At 64.5% G+C, this 18,564-nt stretch carries 17 protein-coding genes; 10 read left to right on the top strand and 7 right to left on the bottom strand.

Annotated features, from left to right (window positions below):
- The first annotated feature begins 16 nt into the window (after positions 1 to 16).
- Positions 17 to 1,105 (top strand): ATP-binding protein, encoded by a 1,089-nt coding sequence (locus VM054_07625; protein ID HUT98928.1) that lies wholly within the window; start codon positions 17 to 19, stop codon positions 1,103 to 1,105.
- A gap of 43 nt (positions 1,106 to 1,148) precedes the next feature.
- A complete protein-coding gene (locus tag VM054_07620; protein ID HUT98927.1) occupies positions 1,149 to 2,264 on the top strand; it encodes an aminopeptidase in 1,116 nt (371 codons plus the stop codon).
- 163 nt (positions 2,265 to 2,427) lie between these two features.
- Here the strand turns inward: VM054_07620 and VM054_07615 are convergent, their stop codons facing one another.
- Entirely contained in the window at positions 2,428 to 4,236 is a 1,809-nt protein-coding gene (locus VM054_07615) for a T9SS type A sorting domain-containing protein (GenBank protein HUT98926.1), read from the bottom strand.
- Positions 4,237 to 4,328: 92 nt separating this feature from the next.
- Entirely contained in the window at positions 4,329 to 5,984 is a 1,656-nt protein-coding gene (locus tag VM054_07610) for a hypothetical protein (protein ID HUT98925.1), read from the bottom strand.
- A 155-nt stretch (positions 5,985 to 6,139) separates the two neighbouring features.
- On the opposite strand from VM054_07610, the gene VM054_07605 reads away from it, so the two are divergent.
- The 6 genes from VM054_07605 to VM054_07580 are packed head-to-tail and all read left to right on the top strand — an operon-like array spanning position 6,140 to position 10,900.
- Positions 6,140 to 7,513, top strand: coding sequence for a 4Fe-4S binding protein (locus VM054_07605; protein HUT98924.1), 1,374 nt, complete (start codon positions 6,140 to 6,142; stop codon positions 7,511 to 7,513).
- A gap of 46 nt (positions 7,514 to 7,559) precedes the next feature.
- Positions 7,560 to 8,645, top strand: a complete 1,086-nt coding sequence (locus VM054_07600) for a DUF4349 domain-containing protein (GenBank protein ID HUT98923.1) — start codon at positions 7,560 to 7,562, stop codon at positions 8,643 to 8,645.
- Positions 8,646 to 8,648: 3 nt separating this feature from the next.
- Entirely contained in the window at positions 8,649 to 9,335 is a 687-nt protein-coding gene (locus VM054_07595) for a DUF4349 domain-containing protein (GenBank protein HUT98922.1), read from the top strand.
- On the top strand, positions 9,328 to 10,218 hold the full coding sequence (locus tag VM054_07590; GenBank protein HUT98921.1) for a DUF4349 domain-containing protein: 891 nt from the start codon (positions 9,328 to 9,330) through the stop codon (positions 10,216 to 10,218). Before VM054_07595 ends, VM054_07590 begins: the two co-directional genes overlap by 8 nt.
- Positions 10,219 to 10,221: 3 nt before the next feature.
- Positions 10,222 to 10,443, top strand: coding sequence for a hypothetical protein (locus VM054_07585; protein HUT98920.1), 222 nt, complete (start codon positions 10,222 to 10,224; stop codon positions 10,441 to 10,443).
- 4 nt (positions 10,444 to 10,447) lie between these two features.
- Positions 10,448 to 10,900: a hypothetical protein gene (locus VM054_07580; GenBank protein ID HUT98919.1), complete on the top strand. Its 453-nt coding sequence runs from the start codon at positions 10,448 to 10,450 to the stop codon at positions 10,898 to 10,900.
- A 58-nt stretch (positions 10,901 to 10,958) separates the two neighbouring features.
- Here the strand turns inward: VM054_07580 and trpS are convergent, their stop codons facing one another.
- Positions 10,959 to 11,996, bottom strand: a complete 1,038-nt coding sequence (gene trpS, locus VM054_07575; protein ID HUT98918.1) for a tryptophan--tRNA ligase — start codon at positions 11,994 to 11,996, stop codon at positions 10,959 to 10,961.
- A 572-nt stretch (positions 11,997 to 12,568) separates the two neighbouring features.
- Here trpS and VM054_07570 point away from each other — a divergent pair.
- The gene (locus VM054_07570; GenBank protein ID HUT98917.1) at positions 12,569 to 12,712 is read left to right on the top strand and encodes a hypothetical protein; all 144 of its coding nucleotides are present in this window, start codon (positions 12,569 to 12,571) and stop codon (positions 12,710 to 12,712) included.
- 172 nt (positions 12,713 to 12,884) lie between these two features.
- Here the strand turns inward: VM054_07570 and VM054_07565 are convergent, their stop codons facing one another.
- The 3 genes from VM054_07565 to lepA form a co-directional block, all read right to left on the bottom strand.
- Positions 12,885 to 14,273, bottom strand: coding sequence for an NCS2 family permease (locus VM054_07565; protein ID HUT98916.1), 1,389 nt, complete (start codon positions 14,271 to 14,273; stop codon positions 12,885 to 12,887).
- 138 nt (positions 14,274 to 14,411) lie between these two features.
- The gene (locus VM054_07560) at positions 14,412 to 15,041 is read right to left on the bottom strand and encodes a DNRLRE domain-containing protein (protein HUT98915.1); all 630 of its coding nucleotides are present in this window, start codon (positions 15,039 to 15,041) and stop codon (positions 14,412 to 14,414) included.
- A gap of 71 nt (positions 15,042 to 15,112) precedes the next feature.
- A complete protein-coding gene (gene lepA, locus VM054_07555; protein HUT98914.1) occupies positions 15,113 to 16,960 on the bottom strand; it encodes a translation elongation factor 4 in 1,848 nt (615 codons plus the stop codon).
- 242 nt (positions 16,961 to 17,202) lie between these two features.
- Between lepA and VM054_07550 the strand changes: the two genes are divergently transcribed.
- Positions 17,203 to 17,892: a tetratricopeptide repeat protein gene (locus VM054_07550; GenBank protein HUT98913.1), complete on the top strand. Its 690-nt coding sequence runs from the start codon at positions 17,203 to 17,205 to the stop codon at positions 17,890 to 17,892.
- A gap of 77 nt (positions 17,893 to 17,969) precedes the next feature.
- Here VM054_07550 and VM054_07545 read toward each other — a convergent pair whose 3' ends face one another.
- Positions 17,970 to 18,440, bottom strand: coding sequence for a 3-isopropylmalate dehydratase (locus VM054_07545; GenBank protein ID HUT98912.1), 471 nt, complete (start codon positions 18,438 to 18,440; stop codon positions 17,970 to 17,972).
- Positions 18,441 to 18,564 lie beyond the last annotated feature (124 nt).

Genomic DNA, 18,564 nt, shown 5'->3' with positions numbered 1-18,564 from the left:
TCCGGGCACGCAGCGGATGAACATAAAAAAAACCTACTCCACCGCCGATTGGCTCCTCGGCGTCCTGGCGCTCCTTTTAATCGCGGGCACGGCGGCGCTCTACTACCTCACCGCCGGCGGAGAAACCGACCTGGGCGCGATTTGGCCCAAACTGCTCTTCCTGCCGGTCCTCCTGGCGGGGTGGCGCTTCGGGCTGATCGGCGGGGCGGTTTCCGCCATCGTGGGCTCCGCGGCCCTGGCGCCCCAGCTCATCTACTATGTGGGGGAGTTGGACGCGGCCGGATGGGCGGACCTGAGCGAGCTTTTCGCCCTGAACCTGGTGGGGTGGTGCTTCGGTCTCATGGCGGAGTACCACCGCCGCCGCAGCTCGGAGGCCGACCGACTGACACGCGACCTGGGCTCGGCCAACGCCGAGCTGGCGGAGCTGGTCGGCCTGCGGGACAGGGTGTCTCGCATCGAGAAGCTGGAATCGGTGAACCGCCTGGCCGGGGGCGTGGCCCACGAGATCCGGAACCCCCTGGCCGCGATCAAGACCACCGTGCAGGTCACCCCGCAGGAGGGGCTCACGCCGGAAGTCCGCGAGACCTTCCGCGTCATCTGCGAGGAGGTGGGGCGCGCCGACGCGGCGGTGAAGAGGCTCCTCGGCCGGAGCAGGCGGAGACCCGAAGGCGGGAGGGTGAGGCTCGGGGAGCTCATCGCCGAGGCCGCCCTGCTCATCCGGCCCCGGCTGGGAAACCTTTCGCTGACGGTGGATGCGACGCCGGAGGACTGCTGCGTCAAAGGCGACGCGGACGCCCTCCGCCAGGCTCTGGTCAACCTCCTCGTCAACGCCTCCGAGGCGGCGGCGGGACGGATTGACGTCACTCTCGCCACCGAGGGGGACGAGGCGCTCATCCGCATCACCGACGACGGACCGGGCGTGGGGGAGAAAGACCAAAAAAGGCTCTTCGAGCCCTTCTTCACCACAAAACCCAACGGGACGGGCCTCGGCCTCTTTCTGGCCCGCCAGGCGATCCAGACCTGCTCGGGCGGCATCCGGTACGTCCCCCGGGAGGGGAAGGGAGCGGTCTTCGAGGTGAATCTGCCGCTATCGAAAAGCGATTGAACGCACAAACGCCCGATTTATTGACCGGCAGAAAAGGAGTTCCATGCACGACCCGCGACTCGCGAGCTACGCCAGGCTCATGGTCAACTACGCCCTCGAGGTGGAGAAGGGGAACGAGGTCCTGATTGCGGGCTCCCACCTGGCCGCGCCCCTGGTGCGCGAGATGTACCGCGAGGTTCTGGCCAGCGGCGGCCATCCCAGAACCCAGATCGGCCTCGACGGCCTGGCGGAAATCCTCTACAAGGAGGGCTCGGACGACCAGCTCACCTACGTCGCGAGCTCCACCAAAAACGACGTGGAGCATATAGACCGCCTGCTCCAGGTCCGCAGCCCGGAGAACACCAAGGCCCTCTCGGGGATCCCGGCGGAACGGATGAGGCTGAACCAGCAGGCCCACAGCAAGATCGTCCAGCGGTACTTCGAGCGCGAGGTCCAGGGGGAGCTCCGGTGGAGCATGTGCCAGTTCCCCACCCACGCCGCGGCCCAGGAGGCCAACATGAGCCTGGACGAGTACCACGCCTTCGTCCTGGGCGCCTGCCTCCTGACCGAGCCCGACCCGGTGAAGGCCTGGCGCGATGTGGAACACAAACAGGAAAAAATCTGCGCCTACCTCGCGACGAAGAAGGATTTCCGCGTGACGGCGGCGGGCACCGATCTTTCGTACTGCGCCGAGGGCCGCGTCTGGATCAACTGCTGCGGGAAGAACAACATGCCCGACGGCGAGGTTTTCACCGGGCCCGTCGAGGATTCGGTCTCGGGCCGCATCACCTTCAGCTTCCCGGGCATCTTCATGGGGAAGGAGATCGAGGGGATCCGGCTGGAATTCAAGGACGGCCGGGTGGTGGACGCCTCCGCCGACCGGGGCGAGGAGTTGCTGCAGACGCTCCTGGACACCGACGAGGGCTCGCGGCGGGTGGGCGAGGCGGCCATCGGCACCAACTACGGCATCACCCGGTTCACCAGGAACATGCTCTTCGACGAGAAGATAGGCGGCACCTGCCACTTCGCCATCGGCCAGTCGCTGCCCGGTTCCGGGGGGATCAACCAGAGCACTCTCCACTGGGACATGCTCTGCGACCTGCGGACCGGGGGGAGCTACACCGCCGACGGCGAGGTTTTTTACTCCGACGGCCGCTTCGTGAAGCCGATCGAGTTCTGATCCTCTCCTGCGCCGTCGGGACGACCGTCATTCGACGTCGCGGAACCGGGACGGGTCACATCACCGCTCTGCGGGGCGAAAAGACCTTCTTTCGAGGGTCGGTAACAGTTGATACCGTAAAAAAAGGGACCGTCTGCGACGGTCCCTTCCCGTATCGGGAAAACTACCGCACCACGACCAGACGGGTCGTCCGGACCGCGGAGGCGGTCTCGAGCTTGAGGAGGTACACGCCGCCGGCCAGGCTCGAGGCATCGAATCCCAGGACGTGGCGTCCGGCGGGGAGGGTGCCGGAGTGGACGGTCATCACCCGGCGCCCGGCTGTGTCGTAAACGACGACGCTCACGTCACCCGCGTCGGCGGCGGCCAGCTCGAAGCTCACCGCGGCCAGCCCCCCGGCCGGGTTGGGGTAGGTGCCCAACAGGCGGGTGTGGGCGATGTCGCGGCCGTAGATCTCGCACTCGGCCGGACCGTAGAACCGGCTGCCCCCGCCGGGTTCGACCACCTCGAGGAGATAGGCCACGCGGCCGGTGTCGGCCCCGGTGTCGAGATAACGCCAGGGTCCGTCGCCGGAGAAGAGGTTCTCGTTGAGCCTTTCCCGGCTCTCCCCATCCCCGGAGAGACGGTAGAGATTGTAGCCGGCGGCCTCCTCGGGCCTGGACACCGCCCAACTGACCAGGGCTCCGCCGTCAATGGGATCAGCCCGGAAGCTGACGACCTCGACGGGCGATATGACGTCGGGCTTGAGGGTGGGATCGCCGATGAGGGTCATGCCGTAGAACCAGCCGCGGGCGTCCTGCTGCGTCCAGCCGCCGTACTCGCCCTCGGCGACCTCGCCCATCCAGTGGGTGAAGGCTTCACCCCAGGTCATGCCGTCCCGCACGGCGTCGTAGAACACCTGGAATTCGAGCATGGAGCCGGTCTTGGTCGAGCCGATGGAGATGAGTCCCTTCGAGTCAGGGTCCAGAGTGTAGACGCCGCCCATGTTGTTGTCTTCGGTGTAGCGGGCGTTCGAGCAAGCGAAGAGGTTGTGAACCGCCCACTGGTGGTTGGTGTAGTTGACGTAGGCGTTGGTCACGCTCCCGCCGGTGTGGAAGGAGTGGAACGACCACGAGGAGTGACAACACATGAGGATGTGCTCGTAGGTGACGTCGTTGAGCCGGTCCATGTAACCCTGGGCGGTGACGTCGGGCCAGACGTTGGTCTCGTTGTCCGGGTAAACGTAGCCCACGTAGGCGCTCCAGGCTTCGCCCCAGGGCGCCCAGTCGTAATCCACGTAGGTCATCGAGTTGTCGTCCAGCGGCCAGTCCCCGGTGCGGTAATCGTGGTCGCGCTCGAACCAGGCGTTCACCAGCGTGGCCTCGTCGCCGCAGAGGTTGAGGTTGTGGGCGGGCACGCGGCCGAAGTAGATGTCGGGCTCCATGTCGCCCGAGCCGTCGGTGTGGATGTCGTAGATACCGTTGAATCCGCCATCCTGGGAGCCTTTTTCGGACCAGTGGCCGTCAAGGTCCATCAGGAAGAGGTCGCAGGGGAAGCTCTCGTAGCCGATGTCGGTCCAGAAGACGCCCTCGAACCAGGCCGAGTCGAAGTCGCCGATGAGAACGGCGCCGTCCATTCCCAGGGCCCATCGGGCCTGCAACTCGGCTCGGAGGTCCTCCGGCGAGATGACGCCCGAGGTGGCCACGGTCACGGTATAGCCCTCCGCCTCCAGGTCGGCGACCCAGGTGTCGAGGCCCGCGGTGATTTTGGGGTACAGGTCCTCGTTGACCAGGACGTAGAGGTCGTCGCCGGGGCCGGTCGGGCTCTGGTGGACGGTGACGAAATCGGGCTCGCCATAGGGTGTGCGCCGGGCCATGTACTCATCGCGCGTTTCCAGCGGCGGCGCGCCCTCGGCGAGGCGGGTGATCGGGATGCCGTCCGGGTTCGCCAGGACCGGCACGATCAGCATGAGAAAAAGCGGCACGGCCCGTTTCATTTTCACCCTCCCGAATCCGTATGCGAGTCAAACACGTTCGTGTGTGTCCAAGGCCAATATAGCGCAATAAATCCCTCTTCGCAACCTCGACTCTACTGTAGGTATCCCAGAGAGCGCAGGTTGTCCAGGGCCGGGTCGAGCTCCTCCAGGGTCACCGCCTCCAGGCTGTAATCCCCGTAAGTTGCGACGCGGGGCCAGTCCGCGGGAGCCGTGTCCGCGCCGGGCAGGTCCAGGGCCAGCGGGAGACCGCAGAGATGGAAGAGGAGGGCCGCCGCCTCATAGAGGGTGAGAGAATCCGACTCGAACCCCGGCTCGGGGCTCGAAACCCACACCTCGCCCGTTTCGCCCGATTCCGGCCGGAGAACGACGAAGACGGTCGGCTCGACGGGCGCGTCTAACGATGAGGCCAGATTCGCCCAGTTTTCCAAGAGCCCGGCGAAGGCCCGGTCCACCGCCTCGAGGGGCGGCTCCTGCGCGCCCAGACGCCTCGCCCGCTCCCGGCCGTTGAAGAGCTGGAGCGTGAGCCGGGGCGCCCCGACCGGTGAATCCGCACCGAAATCCGAGGCGTAGATGGAATCGGGCGGCGGCGTTTCACCGCGGGCCGAAGCCTGCTGCGCCACGTCGGTGAAGATGAAGAGCCCCCCGCGCCCCACGGCGGGGTAGGTGGCCCACCAGTTGAAGACGGCCACGCGGTTGTTCGGACCGGTGGAGCGCGTAATCAGGTCCCACACCGGCGGCTCGCGCCAGTCCCGGCTGGTGACCGGCACCCGCTCGGCCGGCCCCAGGGCGGTCCAGACGGCCTCGAGGTAGCCCGCGAACCCCAGCTCCCCGCCGCGCAACTGGAGCGGCGACCGGATGCCGGCGAGTCGCAGGGAGGCCAGCTCGCGCACACCGTGACGGTCCGACGGCTGCCCCGTCGCCAGGGTGGCCCAGACCTCGGCCGGCGACGAGGCGGTCGGGAAATTCAGGGCGTAAACCCTCGACCGATCGCGTTGTTCGTATAAATGCGGTGTCCGGGACGGATCCAGCGCGACGGGGTCGAGGCAGTCCACGGCCACCGCCACGACGGGGGGCGTATCGGCGAGCCGGAGCTCCGGCGCCGTGCCCCCCGCGCCGAGGTTGACCAGAATGACCACGAAGGCCAGGGCGGCGATCGAACCGCCCAAGAGGAGAAGAGAACGCAGTCGGCGCCGGGCCTTCCAGCTTCCGCCCAGGTACAGCCCGGCGACCAGGGCGACGAGCCGGAGCGCCAAAAATCCGATGGCCGCTCCCGCCGCCAGGAACAGAACGCTCAGCCAATCCGCCGCCGGCGCGGGTGTGAAAACCCTCCCCAGAAGCCAAACCGCCGCCAGAGAGCCGCCGAAGGCCAGACCGCCGGCTATCGCCAGGACCCAGCGTTGACGCGCCGCCGCATTCTCGGGCAGGGGACGCCGCCCGACGAGTTGGATGGTCAGACCGACGAGGGCCATCAGCGCGGCCGAGAGGAGAAGGGCGGGGAAAAAAACGTAGAGGGCCAGGAGAAGACCCTCGCCGATATTTCCCAGGTAGGCCGAGTTCGCCTCGACGAGGGCCAGCGAGAGCCAGGCGCTCCACAGGCCGCCCACCACCAGCCAGGCCCGCGAGGCGGCCGTCCAGAGCTGGGCCGGTCCGGGCCGCGTGCCGCCGCCCGCCACGAAACGCGCCACCGGGTTGTGCAGGTAACCCCGTTCCCTCAGTTGCGCGCGAATCTCGTCCAGCCCGTCTTCCATGGACCGCCTTCCCGCGGCCGATGGTAGACACGCCCACCGTTCCTGTCAAGACACGGCCTTGCGGGACGGCGGGCGATGTTTTACCATTAACCTCTATTCAGGAAAACGAAGCGAAGCGATTAACGCCCGGCGAACCGAGCTATGCCCCCGGCGAAATGACGGACCCTTTGGGCGATCTGCGCACGACGATCTGGAAGAGACCCAGGCTCAGCCGATACCGGCTGGCCGTCCAACTGGCATCCCTGGTGGTGTTCGCCGGTCTCGCGACCCTCTTCATCCTCTTCGCCCACTCACTGCAAACGGGGGAACAGGAGGGGATTGAGCGCCCGGCGGGCATCGAGGCGCTGACCCCGCACCTGGGGTACATCGAGCTCGTCTACGCCGTCCGTAGCGGCCACTCCGCCGGGATACACCCCGCGGCCTTCGGATTTTTCCTCCTGTTCATCGTTCTGTCCATCCTCGTGAAAAAAGGCTTCTGCAGCCACCTCTGCCCCCTGGGGACGATGAGCGAGGGGCTCTGGTGGCTGGGGAAGAAGGTTACCCGGGGTCGCGAGCCGCGCCTGCCGGCTTTCATAGACCTGCCCCTCAGGCTGGCCAAATACCTCCTCCTCGGGTACTTCCTCATCAAGGTGGCCACCCTGACCCTGGAGACCCTCCAACAACTGGCCTTCTCCCCGGCGGTCAAGCTGTCGGACCTGCGCATCCTCCACTTCTTCGCCGAGTTCCCGGAGTGGATGTGGTTCGTCATCGGCGGCCTCATCCTTTTCTCCCTCTTCATCCCCCGCTTCATCTGCCGGTACGTCTGCCCCTACGGCGCGCTCCTGGGGCTCGTCTCCACCGCGTCTCCGGTGAAGATTCACCGCGACGAGTCCCGCTGCGTCGTCGGCTGCATGGATTGCGCCGGTGTCTGTCCGGCCTGGGTCAACCTGAGGAAACCGGGGGCCATCCTGCACGACGAATGCCACCTCTGCCTGCGATGCCTGGACGCCTGCCCCACCCCGGGCGCGCTCACGCTGAAGGCGTTCAAGAAACCGCTCCCCGGTTGGATCGTCCCCGTCGCCGTGGTGGGTATCGTCGTCCTGGGGGTCGGTCTGATGTACGTCGGCGGCGGATTCGAGAACCCGATATCGCGGGAGGAGTACCTGGCGCGGATCGGGCAGATGGACGAACCGCTTTACGCCTTCCGCCCCGGCGCTCCCACGGTTCCCGCCGCGGCCACCCCCTACGACGCGGAACTCTTCAAACCGCTCAGAACGTATATTGGTAAACCCCGCAAGGTGCTCGAGCTGCTCCCGATGCTCGATTTCGAGGTGGGTGTGGCGGCGAGCGGCCTGGCGGGCGGGCTCGAAACCCAACTGACGCAGGAAGAGCAAAGCGCTCGTAAAACCGAGCCGATCGTGGACACGACCCTCCGCGAGGACGAAGGAGCGGAAGAGGTCCCGACGCCGGAAGAGCACGAAGGCGGGGCCGGCGCCTCGACTCCGCCGCCCGAGGTCCCGGAGCCGGAATCGCCGGATCCGGGTGAATAGCCGGAAGTTAACACCGTCCGACCCACGGAAGTAAGGGAGCGTGAAGATGAAAACCCGCATTTTCTCGGCACTCCTTTTCGTTTTTACCCTGGCGCTCGTGTCGGGGTGCAGCGAGGGGACGGAGGACCCATACGCCAGATACTACTCCGACGAGGGCGGCACGACCACGGCGGAGGCGGACCGGAACCGGGCCGTCGAGGAGTACCAGGAGTCCGTCGAGAAGGCCTTGGAAGGTACCTACGGGGGCGTCGCCGCCGCCGAGCCCACCGGAGGTTACGCCGATGAAGGCATGGGCGGCGAACCCGTCATGCCGGATTCGGAGTTCGCAGGAGTCGAGCGCGGAACCACCGGAACGGTCGAAGAGGAATACGGTCCGGCCGGGGACGAGGTCGAAGCCGACATCACCACCGAGACCGAGACCATCGAAATGGAGCGGAAGCTCATCTTCGAAACCTCCATGACCGTGGTGGTGGACGACCTGGACGACGGTCGGGAGAAGGTGGAAGAAATCATCAAGGCCAACCACAAGGAGGGCACCACCCCGGTCTTCATCACCCAGCAGCAGGTGGACCGCGAGGTGGGCCGCGTGGGTCGCATCCACTACACCATCCGATGCCACGCCGACGTCCGTGAGCGGGTCGTCGCGGCCCTGCGCGAAGTGGGCGAGGTGTGGGCCGAGGATTCCACCGTGGAGGACGTCACCCGGCGCTACTACGATCTGGAGAAGCAGCAGGATCTTCTGGAGGCCGACTACGCCATCGCCAAGGCCGCCTTCGCGGAGGCGGAGGCCCGGGGCGCCCGCGCCGCGGAGCTCGAGAGACTGAAGGCCGACATGGAGCGCATCGCCGAGTCGCTCGGCGAGACCAAAGGCCAGCTCAAGGGCTTCGATGACCTGATAACCCTGCCCACCATCTACCTCACCCTGGAGGAGAAGGACCCGGCCTCCAGCTACTCGGGCTGGCGCGTGGTCGAGGATGGCTTCACCGTCGCCTACAAGGCCATCGTCAACATCCTGAAGTTCGTCATCATCATCGTCGGCGTGGGCCTCGTGGTTGCGCTCCTCTTCCTGCCGAGCTTCCTCCTCGTGCGCTGGATCGTCCGGTCGGTGCAGCGGGCCCGCGTCAAGGAGTAGCCGATGCACCACTTGACGACAGTGCTGACCGTCCTGTGCGCGGGACTGGGCCTCGCCCAGGAACCCGCGACCAAAGGGGAGCCTGAAATCTACCAGACCTTCTCCGGCCGCCTGGTGGTCATGGTGGACGACTTCGCAAAAACATCCGCGGAGGCCAAGGCGGCCCTCCCCTCCGATCGCGGTACGCTCCTGAACATCGAGGAAAGCCGCACCAAGGACGATCTGGACGAAATTTACCTGGAGTACGTCGTCCGGGCGGATTACGCCGACGAGCTTTTAGCAAAACTCACCGCCCTGGGCGAGGTGATAGTGGAGGAGACGGGTCTCACCGACGTCACGAAACGGGTCGGCGAGCTGCGCGAGGAGGTGGACCGCCGCACCGCCCGTGTCGCGGAACTGGAGGAGCGGGCCGACCGGACGGGGATGACGATGGACGACCGGATCGCCGTCCAGCGCGACCTGTCGAGGGAATCCAGCGAGCTCGAGCGCGCATCGGGCGCTCTGACCAAGCTCCTCAACGATGCCGAGATGTACCCCCTCGAGGTCACCCTGGTCGAGGGGTACGTGGACCGGATGACCGAGATCGAACAGGCGCTCTTCACCATCGTGCTGCCGGGGGTGGCCCTGTTGATCGCGGCCTTCTTCCTGGGCCGGCTGGTGGGCAAACGCGGGGGAGGCAAGGATGTATAAAACCGGAAAAACTTCGGGCCCGGCATTCCTGGGGCTGCTTCTTTTCCCCGCCCTCGCCCTGGCGACGGCGCCGGGGGAGACTATGGACTGGGCGGACGTCGTCCACGCCCGCTCCCCCGAGCCGGCCGGTGACGAGGTGACGCTCACCCTCCCGCTCCCCGGCGACCAGATCGGCTACGAGACGGTCACCCGCCCGCGGATGATCGAGGTCGAGGTCGGCCTCATCGTCCTGGTTGACGACTTCAACCGGGCGCTCACCGAAATTCAGAGCGCCTTCAAAGGTGAGGACGGCTTCATCGCCCAGCTCTCCTACATCCGCCCCTACGAGGAGCCGTCGGCGGGGCGGGTCATCTTCCAGGTCCGCACGGACATCCGCGACGACCTGGTGAAGAAACTCTCCGCCCTGGGGGAAATCATCCGGGAGGAGCGCACCAGCAACGACGTAAGCCAGGATTTCTACGCCCAGGAGCGGGAGCTGGAGGACCTGCGGGCCCGGATGACGGTGCTCAGGCGGGAGCTCGCCGGGGAAACCTCGACGGGCCGCATCCGGAGCCTCGAACGGGACCTGGCCGACCTTGAGCGCCGGGCGGCCGACCTCCTCATCACCGACCCCCAGCTCGACGGAAAAGTCGGCCTGACCTCAGTCTTTCTGACCCTCACCGAGGACGAGGGCATCATCCCCGAGCCGGGCACCGACCTCATCAACCGCGGCGTGTCCGACGGCTACATCGCCCTCATGAACGTGGTGCGCGTCATCATCATCGTGCTCATCGTCGGGGTGCCGGTGGGGCTGCTGGGTCTGGCGGTGTATCTCCCGGTCCGGCGGGCGGTGAAGAAGGCCCGCGCGAAAAAGACCATCTCCGGCGAAGTCGGGAAGGGGTAGGCGTTGAAGATAAAAAAGAGGGGCTACACGGTCCTGCTCATCTTGTCCATCATCTTCACCCTGGCCGCCGTGAAGACGGCCCTCCCGAGCGATACGGCCAGCCACGAGTGCCTGTTGGGCTACCGGGCATACTGCACCTTCACCCCCGTGAGCACGGTCATCTGCCTGGCCCTGGCCGCCGCGTGCTGCATCGTCCGCAGGCGGGGCTTTACCACCGAGGAGTGACGCGGTGTTCAGCAAGATGATGACGGTCGCGGTACTCACCCTTTCTTTCCTCGTCGGCTGCGAGGAGGAGCCGGCCGTCGAGGAGACGGGCGACGGCGACACCACGCGTTTCGACCCGGCGGTCGAGCGGGAGATCATGGCGGCGGCGGACGGCTTCTTCGCCGAGCTCACCATGCTCCACGAGCCGGAGGCCAAGGCCTACGTGGATTTCACACAAATCGGCGACCGCGAGTGGGAGGAGTACTGGGACAGATTGAAGAGCTATGGCCTGGAGGTCGCCTCGGTGACGCTGCTCCGGGTCGAGCCGCCCATAGGGGACGACCCGGACACCGCCCGCATCGGCGTGGACGCGGAGCTGCTGGTGGACGGCGAGGAAGTGAGCGTCGAGGCCTACCGGCTCCCCCTCGTCAGGACGCCCGACGGCTGGCGGTTGACCGAGCTGCCCTTCGCCGAGTAGTTTTCCCGGGGTATGGTAAAGGCGGGTCCGCACCCGCCTCTTTTTTATCGAATCGGATTCACCGCCGCTCGAGGCCCATCGCCCCTAAAGCCTCGGCGATGACCGCCCCGGCGACGCCCCGCGCCTTCTTCGCACCCCGGTCGAGCACGCCGTGGACGTAATCCGGGTCGCCTCTCAGCTTCCCGGCCTTCTCCCGGATCGGCCCCAGAACTTTTTCCATGTTCTGCGCCAGCCTCTTCTTGCACTCCAGGCAGCCGATGCCCGCCGATGTGCAGCCCTCCCGAATCCAGGCTAAATCCTCGGGCGGCGAGAAGTAGCGGTGGTAGCTCATGAAGACGTTGCAGTCCTCGGGCACGCCGGGGTCGCTCTTGCGCTTGCGGCGCTCGTCGGTCTTGGCCGGCGCCAGTTTTTGCCAAATGCTGCCCGGTTCCTCCAGGATGCCGATGGCGTTGCCCAGGCTCTTGGACATCTTGTTTTCGCCGTCCAGCCCCATGATGCGCTTGGCCGGGGTCAGGGAGACGCGGCACTCGGGGAACACCTCGCCGTAGCGGGCGTTGAACTTGCGGGCTATCTCCCGCGCCAGCTCGATGTGCTGGACCTGGTCCTCCCCCACCGGCACGATGCTGGCCTTGTACACGAGGATGTCCGCCGCCTGGAGCACCGGGTAGGTGAAGAGGCCCACGTTGACGTTCTCCAGGTGCTGTTGCGACTTCTGCTTGAACTGGGTCATGCGCGAGAGGTCGCCGAAGGGGGTCACCGTGGAGAAGATCCACGCCAGCTCGGTGTGCTGGGGCACCTCGCTCTGAACGAAGATGGTGCAGCGGTCGGGGTCCAGGCCGGCGGCGATGTTCGCCACCGCCGCGTCGAATACGCAACCCGGCATATCCTGCGGGTCGTAGGCGATGGTCGAGGCGTGGTGGTCCACGATGCAGAAGAAGCACTCGAATTCGTCCAGGAATTTCACCCAGTTCGAGATGGCGCCCAGGTAGTTGCCGATGTGCAGCTCGCCGGTGGGCTGAATGCCGGAGAAGACCCGCATCCGCCCGGCGTCGTTGGTGAAGGTCAGGTAGCCTTCGCTGTCCTTGTACATGCTCATGGCGCTATCCTAGCGGTATCCGCGGCGGGACGCAAGCCCCGCACGGCGATTTTTCCGAAAATGGTAAAAAGGGGGTGACTACTGCCGGGAGGTGCGCCAGCAGTACGCGACGGCGAGAAATTTCCTGGGCAGGTATCGGTAACGCATCGGGGGGATTATAGCATGACTAGAACGTTGACAGAATTATAAGCTCCACAAAAAGGTGGCTGAAGAAATGGAACATATGCAAGTTAACGATAATATCCGAGGTTGATATAACAATACAGTTGGCTGTAAAGACAACAAATACAGTATCGCTAGACTTCAATTTTAACAGAAATATGCCTATTAAAGTTAAGACAATAGCGATAGGGACATTGTTGAATAAATAAATTGCAATTTATTGGTAAGTTGTTCTTTATGTTTAAAATAATATAACAATAGACCACGGATATACTTGACGCACGGCCCGGAATGTGCTATAATCTGTTGTGTTGAGTTCGAGGTTTGATTGGCGGAATATCTATATGTTTGGATAAAGTGGCCTAATCCATATAGATCAGTCAGTCTTGGCCATATCATAAGGAGGCTTAATGGATACAATTGCTATTTTAGTAATCATGTTCCTAAGCGGTATGCTGGGGTGGTCTTTTATATTTCAAGCCGCCGCTGGAGCAGCAATCCTCGTGATTGCGAAGTATTTTTTAAAAAAGTACAAAAGTGGGGTGGGTTTATAAACCCACCCCAAACAAATTCAATATTCACCTATACTATTTTTTCTCAAGTCAGAAGATTGTCGTCCTCTACTTAAACAACAGCTTCCTGCCAACAGTCGTCGGGGTTGACCAGAAAATCTCCGGCGGCGGGGATGGGAATCCCCGCCCTACATACACAAACACCAGGTCGCTCTCACACCGCACCCACGATCGCCGGGGCGGCGAAGTAGACGATGAACCCCACCGTGACCACGTACATCAGCGGGTGAACCTCGGAAAACTTGCCCTGGAACATCTTCAGGAAGGTGTAGGCGATGAAGCCGGCGCCGATGCCGTTGGTGATGGAGTAAGTCAGGGGCATCAGCATGATAATCAAGAAGCTGGGCAGCGCCGTGTCCAGCTCCTCGAAATCTATCCGGCGGATGAGCTTGACCATCAGGAAGCCGACCAGGATGAGCGCCGGAGCGGTGGCCTGGGCGGGAATCACCGCCACCAGCGGATGGAAGAAGATGGACACGAGGAAGAGGACGCCGACGACGACCACCATCAGGCCGGTCCGCCCGCCGGAGGCGATGCCCGCGGCGCTCTCCACGTAGGAGGTGACGCTGGAAGCGCCCGCCGCTCCGCCCGCCGCCGCCGCCAGGCTGTCCACCAGAAGAATCCGCCGCAGGCGCGGTATCCTCCCGTTTTCGTCCATCATCCCCGACTGGTCGCCGATGGCCACCACCGTGCCCATGGTGTCGAAGAAGTCGGAGAGCATCACGCTGAAGATGGTGAGCGACGCGCCGAGCCAGCCGAAGCCTTTGAATACACCGGCGAAGTCCACCCGGCCGAAGGTGGAAAAATCGGGCAGGGCGAGGATTTCCTGGGGCAGGACCGCCGTCCCCTTGGCGAAGCCGAGCATGGACGAGCCGTCGGTGCCGAAGCCGGCGACGTAGTTGGCCGCCGTGGCGATGATGGTCGTGGCGGCGATGCCGACCAGAATCGCCCCCGGCACCCGGAATTTCATGAGCACCGCGGTGACGAAGAGCCCGAGGACGACGATCAAAACCGGGAAACGCCACAGCTCGCCGACGCCCACCAGGGTCGCCGGGTCGCTCACCACGATTCCCGCCTCCTCCAATCCGATGAAGGCGATGAAGAGCCCGATTCCGACGCCGATGGCGTGCTTCATTGGCAGTGGGATGGCCTCCATCACCTTCTCGCGGATCCGGGTCAGCACGAGGACGGCGATTATGAGGCCCTCGATGACGAATACCGCCATGGCGGCGGGGAAACTGCCCAGCGGCGCGGCCAACTCGTAGGCGGCGATGGCGTTCAGGCCCATCCCCGAGGCCAGGGCGATGGGGAAGTTGGCGTAGAGGCCCATGAATATGCACATCACGCCCGAGGCCAGGCAGGTGGCGGTCACCGTGGCCGAGACGGGCCAGGCGATATTAGCCAGGGACGGATCGCCGAAGAAGTTCAGGAACTGGGGATTGACCGCGATGATGTAGGCCATGGTGAGGAAGGTGGTCACCCCGGCGGCGAACTCCCGCTTCACCGTCGTTTGGTGCTCGGCGAGTTTGAACAGGCGGTCCATCGCGCCTCCCGCGGACGTTGAATTTTTCGATTATACCAACCGCCTCCACCGTCGGACAAGGCGGTAAAAATAGAAACAAGGGGTTTAAACCCCTTGTCTCCTTAGTAACGGCGACCCCTCGACGAATCGGGTTCCGGTTTAACGGTACCGGGCCTTGATGCAACCGAAAGATGTCGCCTCAACGCCCTCCTCGGAAAGCTCCATCACCAGCTTGGGCCGCAACGTCTCGTCCACCATGTACTCGCTGGCGTAGAAGGTGGCGCCGACGCTCCCGGTCCCGTCGTCGTAGAGCTTGAAACCGTGGTTGGCCAGCGTGTTGTCCAGCCAGCCCCGCACGATGTCCGTGACGTCCACGGCCCACCATTCCCCGACCGTGGTCGGGTAGGCGGCGGAGTCCAGGGTCTGGGGGTGGATGTCGGGCATGTTGTTCCAGGTTATGAGGTCCTTATCCCAGAAGGCGTCCGAGGCGCCGAACTCCACCTCCCCGCCCGTGCCGAGCACGGCCTGGGTATAGAGGTAGAGCGTCGCCGAATTGGCGTACCGACCGCGGTAGTAACTGATGTCAATGAACTCGATGAAGCTCGCGAAGCCCAGGTTCGGTGAATCCGAGGTGTACATCTTGAGGTAGTACGAGACGCCGAAGTTGGTGTTCGGCTGCTGCTCCCAGCAGAAGGCGTCCTTGCCCTTGGCCAGGCCCGGCTGGATAGTCACCTCTTCGGCGGAAGCGACGGCGGAGAGGATGAACAGAAGAATCAGGGTGTAACGCATCGGGTGTCCTTTGAGCGGGTTATTTTCAGCAATCCTACCGCATTCCTGCGAAACTTACAACGGTACGGCGCCTATCGCCCCCGGCCGTACTTCTGCCGGATCTCGTGGGGGTCCTCCTCAACGCCCAGGACGCTCATGAAGGCCTTCTGGGGGATTTCGACGGTGCCCACCATCTTCATCCGCTTCTTGCCCTTCTTCTGCTTCTCCAGGAGCTTGCGCTTGCGGGTGATGTCCCCGCCGTAGCACTTGGCGGTGACGTCCTTTCTCAGCGGTTTGACGGTCTCCCGGGCGATTATCCGCCCCCCGAGCCTGGCCTGGATGGCCACCTCGAATAGCTGCCGCGGGATGAGCTTCTGCAACTTCAGCGTCAGGTTCCGCCCGTACTGGTACGCCTTGTCCTTGTGGATGATGATGGACAGGGCGTCCACCGCCTGCCCGTTGACCATTATCTCCAGCTTTTCCAGCTCGTTCACCCGGGGCTCGATGAGGTCGTAATCGAAGGAGGCGTACCCGCGGGTGACGCTCTTCAGGCGGTCGTAGAAATCCAGCACCACCTCGGCCAGCGGCAGCTCGAAGGTCAACAGCACGCGTTCGGGGTCCAGGTACTCCGTGTTCGTGTATCCCCCACGCTTATCCTCGCAGAGCCGCATGATGCTGCCGATGTAGGTCGGCGGGGTGACGATGGTGGCCCGGATGTACGGCTCGGCGATGGCCTCGATCCGGGAGAAGTCGGGCAGACCGACGGGGGAGTGGAACTCCCGGGTCACGGCGTCGGTGGTGGTCACCACGTAGATGACGTTGGGCGTGGTGGCGACCAGGTCCAGATCATATTCCCGCTCCAGGCGCTCCTGGACGATCTCCATGTGCAGCATTCCCAAAAATCCGCAGCGGAAGCCGAACCCCAGCGCCTCCGAGGTCTCCGGCTCCCAGGTGAAGCTGGCGTCGTTCAGGGACAGTTTCTGCAGGGCGTTCTTCAGGTCGTCGTAGTCGTCGTTGTCCGAGGGGTAGAGCCCGCAGAAGACGACGGACTTCGGCTCGCGGTAACCCGGGAGCGGTACGACCTTGGCATGCTGGCGGGAGTGGATGAGAGTGTCGCCGATTTTGACCTGGGCGAGTTCCTTCACCGCCCCGGTGAAGAAACCTACCTCGCCGGCGGAGAGCTCGGCGAGCTGCCGCCGCTCCACGGCGAAGTAGCCGAGCTGGCTCACCGCGTACCGACCGCCGTGGGCATAGAACTCTATCTCGTCGCCTTTGGCGAGGACGCCGTCCACGATGCGCAGAGCGGTCACGATACCCAGGTAGTCGTCGTAGAAGGCGTCGTAAACGAGGGCCCGCAGCGGCGCGTCCATGTTCCCCGCCGGCGGCGGCACGAGGTCCACGATGCCCTGCAGGAGCTCGGGCACCCCTTCGCCGGTCTTGGCGCTCACGAAGAAGAGGGGGGCGTCGGGATTCCCCAGGAGCGTGAGCACCTCTTCGGCGGCGTGCTCGGGCCGGGCGGTGTCCAGGTCCACCTTGTTGATGACCGAGATGATGGTGAGGCCGTGGGCGACGGCGAGGTACATGTTGGCCACCGTCTGCGCCTCCACCCCCTGGGTGGCGTCCACGACGAGGAGCACCCCCTCGCAGGCGGCCAGGGCCCGGCTCACCTCGTAGGTGAAGTCCACGTGCCCCGGCGTGTCTATGAGGTTCAGCTCGTAGGTCTCGCCACCCGCGGTGGTGAAGCTCATCCGGGCGTTCTGGGCCTTGATGGTTATGCCGCGCTCCCGCTCGAGGTCCATGGTGTCCAGGACCTGCTCGCGCATCAGGCGCTTGTCCACGGTGCCGGTGAGCTCGAGCATCCGGTCGGCCAGGGTGCTTTTACCGTGGTCTATGTGGGCGATTATCGAGAAGTTACGTATGCTTTTTATCGGAGTGGACATTCGACCTTAATGCCGGGTGCGGCGTCGGCGTTCCCGGCAAAAACCGGGAGTACGGAGACACGGGGACGTGAGGCGCAGATTTTCCCTTCGGGCGCAGACTCCCGCCCAACCTTGCGTTTTCGTGAGTGGATTATACCACGCCGCCCCCGGCGGTCCAACGCAGGCTTGGCCCGCCGGCCTTAAAAGTGTACAATCGGAACGGAGAAAATCCGTCGGTCCCAATCTCCGGCAAGGGGGTCCAGATGTTCAGGATGTTCTGCCTCGCAGCGGTGCTTTTGGTCGCCGCATCCTGCACCGAGCTGGAACAGCTCAAAGGTTCCGTGGAGTTCAGGGAGTCGAACGAAAACGCCGAGGCCGCCTTCAAGCAGGATGACTTCGAGGGGGCTCTGGCCGCGTGGGAGGAGGCCTTCGGGCTCGACCCGACCTCCGACGAGACGGCCTTCAACATCTCGCGCTGCTACGCCCGGTTGGGCGACGAGGAGAACGCCCTCGACTGGCTGCGCAAGTCCATCAAGCTCGCCCTCACCCCCCGGCTCGACGATCCGGACCTGGGGCCGCTGGCGAAGAACGAGGAATTTCAGCAGTTGAAGCTGCTCGCCTCCTTCGCCTACGACAAGGTCCCCGCGTCCAAGATCGGCGGGATGGACGATACCTCGACCGAGGCCTGGGACACGTATCTGGCCGGGGAGTACGAGAAATCGGCGGGGCTGTGGGAGCAGATTTTCCGGCTGGACCAGTCCAACGAGCGGGCGGCCTTCAACGCCGCCTGCTGCCACGCCCTTCAGGGGAACGAAGGACCGGCTCTCGAGTGGCTCCGCGTCGCCCTCAAGTCGGTGCTCCTGCGTTTTCTGGAGGACCACGACATGGATAAAATCCGCGGCTCTGCGGAGTTCAAGCGTATCTCCGAAACCGCGCGGAAAATCTGGGAGTAGCGACGGGCCGAGACAAGGATAAAACTGGGCCGACCTGCGGGTCGGCCTTTTTCTATAGGTCAAAGCTGAACGGGTGGTCAACGGCTGAGGTACGCCGCCAGGCCCCCGGCCGCCAGAATCGCCTTTACCGCGGGCGGGTAGGGTGGGAAGCGGAACTCCACCCCCGCCACGCGCACGACGCCCGCCTCCTCGTCGAGCTCCACCGCGTCCCCCTCCCGGTACGCCTCCACGGCCGCGGGGCACTCTATCACCGCGAGGCCCTGGTTGATGGCGCTGCGGAAGAAGATGCGGGCGAAGCTCTCGGCGATGACCGCCCGCACGCCCACGTGGCGCAGCCCCTTGGCCGGGTGCTCCCGGGAGCTGCCGCAGCCGAAGTTTTTCCCGGCCAGGACGAGGTCCTCGGGCCGGACCTCTTTGGCGAAATCCGCGTCCAGGTCCTCAAAGAGGTGCGGGGCGATTTCCTCGGGCGTGGAGCAGGTGTAGGTGTATTTGCCGGGAAACATCTGGTCCGTGTTCACGTCGTCGCCGTACTTCCAAACGCGGCTCATATCGGTGCACCTCGGCATTTTTAACTAAAGGTTTGCGTTCCGTTACCGTAGGGGAGGGTCTCCAGACCCTCCCGCGGGCGGGTGTGGACACCCGCCCCTACGGAAGGCGCTACACGATATTCAT

Source organism: bacterium (assembly GCA_035528375.1).
Taxonomy (GTDB): Bacteria; RBG-13-66-14; RBG-13-66-14; order RBG-13-66-14; family RBG-13-66-14; genus RBG-13-66-14.
This window is presented reverse-complemented; position numbering and strand designations above follow the sequence as displayed.

Excerpts from the sequence above, each read along its gene's own strand:
- VM054_07565 (HUT98916.1), bottom strand. The coding sequence starts at position 14,273 with ATGGACCGCCTGTTCAAACTCGCCGAGCACCAAACGACGGTGAAGCGG.
- trpS (HUT98918.1), bottom strand. The coding sequence starts at position 11,996 with ATGAGCATGTACAAGGACAGCGAAGGCTACCTGACCTTCACCAACGAC.
- lepA (HUT98914.1), bottom strand. The coding sequence starts at position 16,960 with ATGTCCACTCCGATAAAAAGCATACGTAACTTCTCGATAATCGCCCAC.
- VM054_07625 (HUT98928.1), top strand. The coding sequence starts at position 17 with ATGAACATAAAAAAAACCTACTCCACCGCCGATTGGCTCCTCGGCGTC.
- VM054_07605 (HUT98924.1), top strand. The coding sequence starts at position 6,140 with ATGACGGACCCTTTGGGCGATCTGCGCACGACGATCTGGAAGAGACCC.
- VM054_07595 (HUT98922.1), top strand. The coding sequence starts at position 8,649 with ATGCACCACTTGACGACAGTGCTGACCGTCCTGTGCGCGGGACTGGGC.
- VM054_07545 (HUT98912.1), bottom strand. The coding sequence starts at position 18,440 with ATGAGCCGCGTTTGGAAGTACGGCGACGACGTGAACACGGACCAGATG.
- VM054_07610 (HUT98925.1), bottom strand. The coding sequence starts at position 5,984 with ATGGAAGACGGGCTGGACGAGATTCGCGCGCAACTGAGGGAACGGGGT.
- VM054_07600 (HUT98923.1), top strand. The coding sequence starts at position 7,560 with ATGAAAACCCGCATTTTCTCGGCACTCCTTTTCGTTTTTACCCTGGCG.
- VM054_07560 (HUT98915.1), bottom strand. The coding sequence starts at position 15,041 with ATGCGTTACACCCTGATTCTTCTGTTCATCCTCTCCGCCGTCGCTTCC.
- VM054_07570 (HUT98917.1), top strand. The coding sequence starts at position 12,569 with ATGGATACAATTGCTATTTTAGTAATCATGTTCCTAAGCGGTATGCTG.
- VM054_07615 (HUT98926.1), bottom strand. The coding sequence starts at position 4,236 with ATGAAACGGGCCGTGCCGCTTTTTCTCATGCTGATCGTGCCGGTCCTG.
- VM054_07620 (HUT98927.1), top strand. The coding sequence starts at position 1,149 with ATGCACGACCCGCGACTCGCGAGCTACGCCAGGCTCATGGTCAACTAC.
- VM054_07550 (HUT98913.1), top strand. The coding sequence starts at position 17,203 with ATGTTCAGGATGTTCTGCCTCGCAGCGGTGCTTTTGGTCGCCGCATCC.
- VM054_07590 (HUT98921.1), top strand. The coding sequence starts at position 9,328 with ATGTATAAAACCGGAAAAACTTCGGGCCCGGCATTCCTGGGGCTGCTT.